The organism is Lysinibacillus sp. 54212, from assembly GCF_036662795.1.
Classification (GTDB): Bacteria; Bacillota; Bacilli; order Bacillales_A; family Planococcaceae; genus Lysinibacillus_B.
Genome location: NZ_JBAFWZ010000052.1, coordinates 1 through 6,229 on the forward strand (window position 1 = coordinate 1; position 6,229 = coordinate 6,229).

Consider the following 6,229-nt stretch of genomic DNA (forward strand, 5'->3'; position numbering starts at 1 on the left):
TACAGGAGTAAAAGGAGTCTCTTCCAATAAAACTATGGGTGGCAGTGGAAAGACGTCAAGTAGTTCTTGGAATAAGGGTACGGAAGAAGTTACTAAGACAGGCAGCGGGTCTAACAGGTCATTTACTGGTGACATAATGGATTCATTTGAGGCCGCTAGATATGATGAGTATTGGAGAAATTCAGGTATAGGATCTAATGCAACATATGATGGGTTTGTAAAAAGCAATCCTAAAAGTAACTTGGATGATTACCTAAAACTAGTTAAAGAAGAATCTCCGTGGCCTGATCGATTTTCACCAAAACCTGTAACTCTAAAGTCAGGTTATACTTTTGAAATGGCCTTAGCTAAGGGACAAGGACCACAAACTCCTGGAAGATTTGGAACAGATGTCAATACAATTGAAGATGTTAATTTTGTTAGGAATAATTTAGCTGTTAAGGATGAATGGAAACCAACACTTGATAAAGTAGTTCAATATAAGGTTAAAGATGGAGTGAGCATACCTGCTATTGAAGGTCCTGTTGGTCCACAAATCGACTTGGGAGCTAATAAATATTTAAATGGTGGAGCAAATCAAATCTACATACTTGTTGATAGACATGCAAATACGATGGATTATTTGGAAATTATTTCTGTAAGACCGATTAAATAAGAAGGAGTAGAAATATGATTAGAAACTTACAATATTCAAAAGAACAGGTAAGTTGGAACTTTAGGCAAAAAGAAGTTAATGTAAAATTAAATAATGTAATTTTCGCCTCAGAGGATAAAGAAAATAATTATATCAGAATTGATTCTGGGGAGAATTTTGAAACTAAAAAGGTATATTTATTCGATTTTATCGGTAATTTATTAATGAGTTATGATATAGAAAAAGGACACATGGCTTGGAAATATAATTCTTCTGAGAAAGAGATGGATATTCAAAACCTGTTACAGGTAGGATATTTCCCTCAAAAAAATATGTTTCTGACAATGTACCAAGGAAAGAATAGAGAAGTAGCAGCCTTTGATTTAAATGGTGACTTTTTGTTTGAAGTTATTAAACCAGAGGGATTTGAAATGATGTACTTTCAAGAATTTAAAGATTATGTATCTGTAGTCTGTGATGGAGATGATAGTCAAGTTGACAAGTTTGGGAGAAGAAGATTTAACTTTCAATTGAATGCAGATACAGGTTATTTAACAAAAGAAGGCCTTGCTTATTAAATTTAAGGCAAGTTAAATAGTGTCCTAATATTAAAGTATTCGCTTAGATGTTTGTATGGATGTATATGTTGGAAAATTTTTTAAACTGAAATTGCTAAGTATATAAAGCGATAAAAAGGTAAAAGAACATAGAAAAAGGAATGTATTAAGCAATACTTATTAAAAATGATTTCTAAACTAATAATTAAGCACTTGAACGCCATTTAGGTATCAGGTGTTTTTTTATTAGATATGAACGATTTAAAAATGATAACGCGGTATGTAAGGTGGTTGATTTATGACAGTTGATGTTATTAAGTCATTAACTCCGTCGCAAATACAACATAAATTCTCCACAACCCCAAAGTTTGTAGCAGATGTAGATTTGATGCAGGAACAAGAATACGGACAGGAACTGTAAATCCACTCTCATGGCTTAAAAAAACATATACAGATGGCCAATATAGAACGGTTATCACGAATGAAAGTATTAGGGTATACCTTACTTTCGGCGGTAAGGCAGGAGGGGATGGGGCTTTCGCTACTACGGTACCTGCCTCAAACAGAATATCAAGTAAAATAGATTCTGCTCTTTTGCCGGAGTGGAAGAATAGTAGTCAGTATGAGGCAGTTATTGAAATACCTAAAGGTACAGAATTAAATATCGGTAAAGTAGAGCAACAAATGACTCAGACGGGTACGGTTTTTAAAGGAGGAGGGGATCAAATTTTACTACCACAGAATTGGCCAAATGAATGGATAAAAGAAATTAGGGAAGCCCCAAGCAGATAAGGAAAGGAAGAAGGGTATGTCAAAAGATGAAAAGCAGAATAGGTTACTTATACAGTTAAGAAAGGTACTAGCTCTTTTAAAGGAGCAGTATATTACACAACCTACACCCATGCTCGAAATGATTATTTCACGTTATCAACATGCTAATGATATGTTGGAGAACAGTAATATTGAAGACCTAAAAAAAGACATGTTCAGGATCAGTGGTTCAGTAAGAGCATATTTGGAATCGTACAGTGATTATATGAATCCAGTGCTTGGTGAAATGGATAAGGCCGAGAATATGCTTAAAGATATTTTTTCTTGAAAATTATGCTACCCACTGCTGAATGAACTACTCATCCAAATAATAAAGCACTTAAACCATGTCATACCAGATAAAGATTTGGACAATTCAATTGTACGCGCAACAATAATTGAATCTTATATACTAGGCAAAGCAAACACAACCGTATTTCCCTCAAGAGCCTACTGTTAATTTAAAATACAATCTGATAATTTGTAAAAAAGTTTGATAAATTTATAATGAAGTTTGATTAAAATCACGCCTGTTGCTATTCGTTTCAAGGAGAAAAAAGTAAACACTTGCAATTGTACTTATAAGCTCAACTGCAAGTGTTATTTTCTTATGCACCTTTATTTTATTTAATGCCAAAGTAAGCACTTTTTGAACCACTCTTGCCATCGCTTTCATTAGGGAAAGTAGTTACTTTTAATACATACTTATCGAAGTCTTTTACCATTGGAAAAACTCCACGTAATTGATATGTATTACCCGCATTATACTTCTTCCCATTATCTCCTGTGCTTAGTAGTTTTTCTACATCACCTAATGCTAAATAGACCATATTGCTAGTATTGCTATCTATTCCTCCGCCTTCGATATTCTCTGCAAAGAAATCTATTTTTGCTCCTGCGATACCGTACTCAGTTTCAGGGAACTCTTTAGGAATCACTAGTTCATAGTCCAGTACGTTTAACTCAATATCTTCAGGTAACCCTAATACTTCTTTATTCACTGCATCATGTTCAGAACCTTCCGCGTTGTTTTCCTCAATTGCTTTATTTACGTATGCAGCATCGCCGCTTTCGCTCGTAATTTTATTCAATTTCACATAAACCGTATGATATTTATTATCAGCTACGGAGTACATACTTAACTTCATATATGTACCGAAAGGAACGGGTTTTTTCGGATCTAAAGCTTGTGTGAAATCTATTGCGTTGGCAATATCGCCACTTGTAGCTTCTTTTTCTCCACTTGTTTGTGTATCTTCTTTGTTTTCTTTATCCACTTCAACACTAGCTTGCTTTTCATTATCAACATTCGTATCTGCTTGTTTCCCAGTGTCTTGCTTAGAAGTTTCGTCACTTCCGCACCCTGCTAACACGCCCATAATGACAATGCAACTAAGGTAAATTGCCGATAATTTCTTCATATAGTGTCCCCCTAACTTTAGCGATATTAACTCCCCACAATTAACAATTAACTCTTTTTGTGGAATACATTTACTTTTTTTCGTTGTAACAGAATATTTTTTTTATTAAAACAAAAATACCAATAATCGGTAACAATCACTCCTTGTTCCTACTTAAGAAATCTATCCCCTATTTCATTTATCTTAGTCTTACGATACTTCCTAACTATCGTTGAAAGTGATATTGTTGATACTTTTTTAATTCACGCCCACAATCTTCTTTGGTAATAACAACTGCTGAAATTAATGTGTTTCCTTCAAATCTAAATACTCATCTTAACTCTCCAATCGAAGGGGAAGCCGAACTACAAGCATTCTTTGAAGAATACCTTAAAAACCCTCATCCAACAGATGATACAATCACATATGAGGGGATGCGAAGGGTTCTAGGTGGAAATGGTTCAGGCACAATAGATGGATTCGCTCCATTCGCAATGGCAAGTTATGAACTCTTTATTAAGGATTTTGTTACAATTGCGGACCCAAATGCTTCATTTGGAGAAAGTACAGAAGCACTACTGGCCATGACACCTGTTGGAAAATTAGCGAAAGGTGGAAAAACACTTAAAATCCTAAAACATTTAGACTCGGTTGGTGACGTAACTAAAAATACGAGGGCATTCCCAGAAATCACTCAGAAAGATATTGAACAACTTGGAGATTATATACAGAAGCTTGATAAGGGTACGGGGAACCTCAATGATCCATACATTGGGGTAAAACAAGCATCTGAATATTTAAAATCACAAGGAGTACCCCGTCAATTTAGAAAGACTACATTAGAATCATTTGAAATCGGTACAATTAGGCTTGATGTTGCTGGTTCAAATACTTATGGGTTAAGATTTTATGATGATATTAATGCTTCTGCAAAAGGAAGGTATTTATTTGAAACATTTTCACCACAAGTTAATAGAAGTAATTTAGCACTTCCACCAGATTGGAATAGAATGACAGGTATTCAACAATGGAAAGTTAAACCAGACACAATTATAATTAAAGGAAAAGCAGGGTCGCAGTTTCAAATGGGAGATCAATATATTGGAGGCGTAGAACAATGGTATATAACGAACCTCGAAAGCTTAATAAAACCATAAACTTTATAGAAAAAGCTGATAAAGTGAAAATGAAGGTAGAGTGTGAAATTAAAGCTCACAAATTAGGTCAAGGTAAAGATGGAACGATAAGTCAACTTGAAAATTTCTATAAAGATATAGAACTAATGATTGAAAGTAAAAGCCATATCCCGTCATATCCAAGGGCTATTGTTGACTCTTGGGATTTTAATAGCGAACTTGGAAAACAATTATTAGATTTATATGAGGTATATAAGAAACTAAGCTAAGATAACCACCATTGAAAGAAACACTAAAAAACTTCATCTAGGTAAACTTATTATCAGATATAAAAAGTGAAGACCCAAATATGTTTGGCAATTCTGTAGATCAAGTATTAAAAGCAATATAATGATAACCACCTTATTTGGCTAAAAACCTTTTAAGGTGGTTTTTAATCTAGTGCCTAGTATGTCAGATTATAATGATGCTTTGAAAAAATCTTTAATGAATGCAGGTATGTCAGAAGTACAGGCTAATAAAGCAGTTTCAGAGGCTATTAAACAACAGATAAATACAGGATTGTTAGTTGATGATTCTGTACCTCGAATACCATGCAGAATTAATTTACCTGGACCCAAACCATAATGGAGGATTACTTAATTGAAATTAGAAAACGAAATTATTGAATCTTTATTGAACATTGATTTTTTATCTCATTCTAAGAGTTTAAATGTTGATTTTGAGCAAATCTTAAATTTAGAATCTGCTAGCAAAAATATTAATGGCATGAAATGGGGGAATATCTGTCTAGAAAAAATAGGGGATGTCACTTCGTATTTATCTAAAAATCATAGGGAGTTGTACAATAAGAATTGGAATAATTTAGCGATAGAAATAAAAAAATATTATTCCTATTATCAATGATAAATTAAATGTTTTGATTAACGAAGGTCGACTACTAGAAAATATAAAAGAGCAGATTTTATTTGAAGTAGAACGTTTGTTCATGAAACAAAGGATGTCAAAGTAATTATAAATGAAGCAGGCGATGTTATCACAGTTATACCGAAATAATTAATAAAAGGATGAATACGAATGTTTATAAAGTATGATGAATATGATTTATTAGAACTTTTCCAAAGCGAGCCAGTGAGTATAACAGGCAATATAGATGATGGAGAATTAATTTATACTTACAAAGATGACCAAAATTTCAAGGTGATTTTAACCTTAGATGTATATCAACAAACGAGTAGTCTAAGTATTACATTTAATGATTCTATAGTATTTACAGGTGATCTAAATAATGTAACAAGTATAAAAAAAGATGACAAAGTTATGGTAATAAATGTGGGGGAAGAAGAGAAATTAAAAGTTAAATTTTATAAACAAGTTGGAGTGGAGTTACTTTAAAATATCCTTAATGTATTAGAAAGAGTATAAAAACCAATTATGATATTCTCACCGATGATCAATAGGTGAAGTAGTTGATACTTAAATAATGTGATTGTATTCTACCTTGACTGGCTATATATCTTTCAGGGTTTTTTCTTAACTCAAAGAAGTTTGTGATTAAAAAGGAATCTGATATTGATTGATTCAAAACTCATGAAGGCTGGACCATCAAGGAGTACTACGTGCAAAGAACACAACGAGCGAGGCCAATGACATAATGCAGACGGTTTCGGATATTGTCGCCCTGCCACCCTT

At 33.3% G+C, this 6,229-nt stretch carries 11 protein-coding genes; 10 read left to right on the top strand and 1 reads right to left on the bottom strand.

Annotated elements, in window-relative coordinates; all coding sequences use genetic code 11:
* The 5 genes from V4T18_RS18035 to V4T18_RS18055 form a co-directional block, all read left to right on the top strand.
* A partial coding sequence (locus V4T18_RS18035) for a hypothetical protein (RefSeq protein ID WP_332651805.1) occupies window positions 1-655 on the top strand: 655 nt, incomplete at its 5' end.
* A 14-nt stretch (window positions 656-669) separates the two neighbouring features.
* Window positions 670-1,212 carry a hypothetical protein gene (locus tag V4T18_RS18040; protein WP_332651807.1) on the top strand — a complete coding sequence of 181 codons (543 nt, stop codon included), beginning with the start codon at window positions 670-672 and terminating at the stop codon, window positions 1,210-1,212.
* A gap of 277 nt (window positions 1,213-1,489) precedes the next feature.
* A complete protein-coding gene (locus tag V4T18_RS18045; RefSeq protein WP_332651809.1) occupies window positions 1,490-1,612 on the top strand; it encodes a hypothetical protein in 123 nt (40 codons plus the stop codon).
* Between the two features lie 173 nt (window positions 1,613-1,785).
* Window positions 1,786-1,983: a hypothetical protein gene (locus V4T18_RS18050; protein WP_332651811.1), complete on the top strand. Its 198-nt coding sequence runs from the start codon at window positions 1,786-1,788 to the stop codon at window positions 1,981-1,983.
* A 16-nt stretch (window positions 1,984-1,999) separates the two neighbouring features.
* Window positions 2,000-2,290 carry a hypothetical protein gene (locus V4T18_RS18055; protein WP_332651812.1) on the top strand — a complete coding sequence of 97 codons (291 nt, stop codon included), beginning with the start codon at window positions 2,000-2,002 and terminating at the stop codon, window positions 2,288-2,290.
* 334 nt (window positions 2,291-2,624) lie between these two features.
* On the opposite strand, the gene V4T18_RS18060 is transcribed toward V4T18_RS18055, so the two are convergent.
* Window positions 2,625-3,422, bottom strand: a complete 798-nt coding sequence (locus V4T18_RS18060; protein WP_332651814.1) for a hypothetical protein — start codon at window positions 3,420-3,422, stop codon at window positions 2,625-2,627.
* Window positions 3,423-3,682: 260 nt separating this feature from the next.
* On the opposite strand from V4T18_RS18060, the gene V4T18_RS18065 reads away from it, so the two are divergent.
* The 5 genes from V4T18_RS18065 (at window position 3,683) to V4T18_RS18085 (ending at window position 5,932) form a co-directional block, all read left to right on the top strand.
* Window positions 3,683-4,558: a hypothetical protein gene (locus tag V4T18_RS18065; protein ID WP_332651816.1), complete on the top strand. Its 876-nt coding sequence runs from the start codon at window positions 3,683-3,685 to the stop codon at window positions 4,556-4,558.
* Window positions 4,519-4,806, top strand: a complete 288-nt coding sequence (locus V4T18_RS18070; RefSeq protein WP_332651818.1) for a hypothetical protein — start codon at window positions 4,519-4,521, stop codon at window positions 4,804-4,806. Before V4T18_RS18065 ends, V4T18_RS18070 begins: the two co-directional genes overlap by 40 nt.
* Before the next feature lie 172 nt (window positions 4,807-4,978).
* Complete coding sequence (locus V4T18_RS18075) at window positions 4,979-5,164, top strand: hypothetical protein (RefSeq protein WP_332651819.1); 186 nt, start codon at window positions 4,979-4,981, stop codon at window positions 5,162-5,164.
* Between the two features lie 15 nt (window positions 5,165-5,179).
* Window positions 5,180-5,443 carry a hypothetical protein gene (locus tag V4T18_RS18080; protein ID WP_332651821.1) on the top strand — a complete coding sequence of 88 codons (264 nt, stop codon included), beginning with the start codon at window positions 5,180-5,182 and terminating at the stop codon, window positions 5,441-5,443.
* 171 nt (window positions 5,444-5,614) lie between these two features.
* Window positions 5,615-5,932, top strand: coding sequence for a hypothetical protein (locus V4T18_RS18085; protein ID WP_332651823.1), 318 nt, complete (start codon window positions 5,615-5,617; stop codon window positions 5,930-5,932).
* Window positions 5,933-6,229: the final 297 nt, after the last annotated feature.

Bases quoted from the DNA above. Each gene is read 5' to 3' on its own strand.
- V4T18_RS18055 (WP_332651812.1), top strand. From the start codon at position 2,000: ATGTCAAAAGATGAAAAGCAGAATAGGTTACTTATACAGTTAAGAAAG.
- V4T18_RS18085 (WP_332651823.1), top strand. From the start codon at position 5,615: ATGTTTATAAAGTATGATGAATATGATTTATTAGAACTTTTCCAAAGC.
- V4T18_RS18045 (WP_332651809.1), top strand. From the start codon at position 1,490: ATGACAGTTGATGTTATTAAGTCATTAACTCCGTCGCAAATACAACAT.
- V4T18_RS18060 (WP_332651814.1), bottom strand. From the start codon at position 3,422: ATGAAGAAATTATCGGCAATTTACCTTAGTTGCATTGTCATTATGGGC.
- V4T18_RS18040 (WP_332651807.1), top strand. From the start codon at position 670: ATGATTAGAAACTTACAATATTCAAAAGAACAGGTAAGTTGGAACTTT.
- V4T18_RS18070 (WP_332651818.1), top strand. From the start codon at position 4,519: ATGGTATATAACGAACCTCGAAAGCTTAATAAAACCATAAACTTTATA.